The sequence below is a fragment of the Faecalibacterium sp. Marseille-Q0746 genome (assembly GCF_017377595.1).
GTDB classification, from domain to species: Bacteria; Bacillota; Clostridia; order Oscillospirales; family Ruminococcaceae; genus Faecalibacterium; species Faecalibacterium duncaniae.
The window spans coordinates 1-2,865 of sequence record NZ_JAFREI010000046.1 but is presented as its reverse complement, the minus strand read 5'-3'; the positions used below and the strand labels follow the sequence as shown (position 1 = coordinate 2,865).

Sequence of the window (2,865 nt, the reverse complement as noted above, 5' to 3'; positions counted from 1 at the left end):
AAGGAATTGGACGCTGCGGGATTGATTGAGCGCAGACGAACGCGGTTTTCTTCGCCCAATCACATCTTTGTGAAAATTCCAAATGTTGAATAGTTCTGCGTTTTTCACGATTCAAGAACCGCCAAAATCACGATTCTGTGATGCAGATTCTTAATGGCATCTGCAAAAGATATTTTTCCTATGCAGTATAGCAGCCTTTAAGACTGTATCGAAGAAAACTTTCACCTAACCAACGTAATAAAACAAAAAGAGAAAAACGAATAGAATCCATCCATTCCTTTCCGTATTTGCACCACATGAATGAGGAGGTCTGCCCTTGAACAAAGAAAAATCTGAGAAGAAGCCCACCACACGTAAACGTGCGCCGAGAAGTCCGAAGTCCGTGCGCCTGATCGTGGAACGCCATTATATCGGCAATGTGCCGATGAATACGCTTTTTCAGCGGCTTGCGGAAGAAGAAATTCGTAAAACTGCCGAATCGTATCTCGCCGCTGGCTAATTGGACGTTTTACTGCGGAAAAGGGCTTGCATCATCACGCAGCATCCGCTACAATGTGATTGATGAGGTCTCTTTTCCATTATGGAGGTACACATGGAAAAGGACAAAAAAGTAACTGCTTTATACTGCCGACTGTCAAAAGATGACGGTTCAAACAGCGAAAGCCTGAGCATCCGCACTCAAAAGGCGATGCTTATGGAGTATGCCACACGCAACGGTTTCGGGAATTGCCAGTACTATGTTGATGATGGTTACAGCGGTACGAACTCTGACCGCCCTGCCTTTCAGAAACTTCTGGATGATATCCGGGAAGGAAAGGTGGCAACAGTCATTACCAAAGACCAGTCCCGACTTGGACGCAACCACATCGAAACCGGAACGTATATGGAAATCTTCTTTCCTGAACACGGTGTCCGCTATATTGCAATCAACGATGGTTATGATTCCAACGAGCAATCTCAGATGGATATTGCCCCGTTCCGAAACATCATCAATGAAATGTACGCCAAAGACACTTCCCGAAAAATCAAGAGTGCCCTTCGGACACGCAAGAAAAGCGGAAAGTATATCTCCAGCGGCGCACCGTTTGGCTACCAGAAAGACCCTGCCGACCACAATCACCTTGTGATCGACCCGAACACCGCCCCCGTTGTTGAGTATATCTATTCAATGGCAGAGGAAGGGCTGGGGCTTCACCGCATCGCCAAGCGGCTCCACGATGAAAAAGTCTTGAAGCCGTGTTACTACAAGAAAGAGATGTTTGGCCGCTTTATTGATGATGAAAAGATGTATGATTGGGACAGTGCCTATATCAGTCAGGTTCTGCACAGCCCAGTCTACGCCGGACACATCATCTACGAAGCCAAGCCCACCGTGTCCATGAAATCCAAAAAGCGGCGTTATATTCCGTTTGAAGAACGCGCTATCGTTCCGAATACACATGAAGCAATCATCCCACAAGACCGCTGGGAAAACGTGCAGCGAATCCTTTACAGCCGTTTCGGTTGTTTTATGTGTGATAAGACCGACTACGACAATATCTTCAAGGGCATCGTCCGCTGTGCAGACTGCGGCAGAACGATGTTAGTCAAGGTCGAGCACAGGCGCAAACGTAACAGTGTTCTGGATCAGACCTTTTATTGTTGCAGCACTTATCGGAAATATGGTGCGAAAGCCTGTGACTCTCATAATTTGGAAGCACGTGTTCTGCATGAAGCTGTCTTTGCGGACATTCAGGCACACGCAAAGACCGCTGTGAGCAATCGGGAAGCCCTTGTGAAGAAGATTGCAAATCAGATGCACCTCCGGGTGTCCTCTGACCGGGCACAGCACAAACGGGATTTGAAGCAGTGTAAAGCACGAATCGCAGAAATCGAAGACCTGTATGCAAAACTTTATGAGGACGTATCAAAGGGACTTCTCCCGGAGAAACGTTTTCAAATGCTTGCAGATCGCTACGACAAAGAACAGGCTGAACTGACCGAGAAGATTGAGCAGTACGAGCGGGAAGGCCGTGCTGAACACGATCAGCTGGACAAGATTCAGGATTTTATTGATGAAGTCAGCAAGTACGCTGGCATCACCGAACTGAACTATAAGATTCTGCATCAGCTGATTGACAAGATTCTGGTATCCAAAGCGGAAAAGGTCGATGGCGAATACGTCCAGAAAATCCAGATTTTCTACCGCTTTATCGGCCCATTGGATGCCATCGAGTAACAATGTCAGAAAAGTCACCTCCGAGAACTATCCTACAGACGCCGGACGTGAGGGAGAGCTGATCTTCCGGCTGGTGTATGAAATGACCGGCTGCCGCAAGCCGGTCCTTCGCCTCTGGATTTCCTCGATGGAGGACAGCGCTATCCGAGAGGGCTTTTCTGACCTGCGCCCCGGCGCCGATTATGAAGCCCTGTATCAATCCGCACTCTGCCGCCAGAAAGCGGATTGGCTGGTGGGGATCAACGCCACGCGCCTTTTCTCCGTTCTCTATCACCGCACCTTGAATGTGGGCCGTGTTCAGACCCCCACACTGGCAATGCTGGCGGAGCGTGACGCGAAGATCACGCTGTTCCACAAGGAAAAATATCATCTGCTGCGCTTGACGCTGAACGGAGCCGAAGCGGTGTCAGAGAAATTCACCGATCCGGCGGAGGCGGAACAGGCAGCGGCTATGTGCAAGGGTGCGGCCGTCACCTGTACCTCTGTCACGAAAGAGCAGAAGAAGGAACAGCCTCCGAAGCTCTATGACCTCACCACCTTGCAGCGTGAGGCAAACCGCCTGTTCGGATACACGGCGAAGCAGACCCTTGACTACGCCCAGAGCCTCTACGAAAAGAAGCTGCTGACCTATCCCCGCACGGACAGCC

The 2,865-nt window shown here is 49.7% G+C and carries 3 protein-coding genes; all 3 read left to right on the top strand.

Going from position 1 to position 2,865, the window contains the following annotated elements:
- Nucleotides 1-316 precede the first annotated feature (316 nt).
- On the top strand, nucleotides 317-499 hold the full coding sequence (locus J3351_RS13940; RefSeq protein WP_005924684.1) for a hypothetical protein: 183 nt from the start codon (nucleotides 317-319) through the stop codon (nucleotides 497-499).
- 81 nt (nucleotides 500-580) lie between these two features.
- Nucleotides 581-2,218, top strand: coding sequence for a recombinase family protein (locus J3351_RS13935; protein ID WP_207697993.1), 1,638 nt, complete (start codon nucleotides 581-583; stop codon nucleotides 2,216-2,218).
- Nucleotides 2,205-2,865, top strand: a 661-nt coding sequence (locus J3351_RS13930) for a DNA topoisomerase (protein WP_374222261.1), incomplete at its 3' end; no start/stop codon positions are given. The genes J3351_RS13935 and J3351_RS13930, both read left to right, overlap by 14 nt.

What these genes read in the sequence shown, in the direction of transcription:
- J3351_RS13935 (WP_207697993.1), top strand. Translation starts at nt 581, where the DNA reads ATGGAGGTACACATGGAAAAGGACAAAAAAGTAACTGCTTTATACTGC.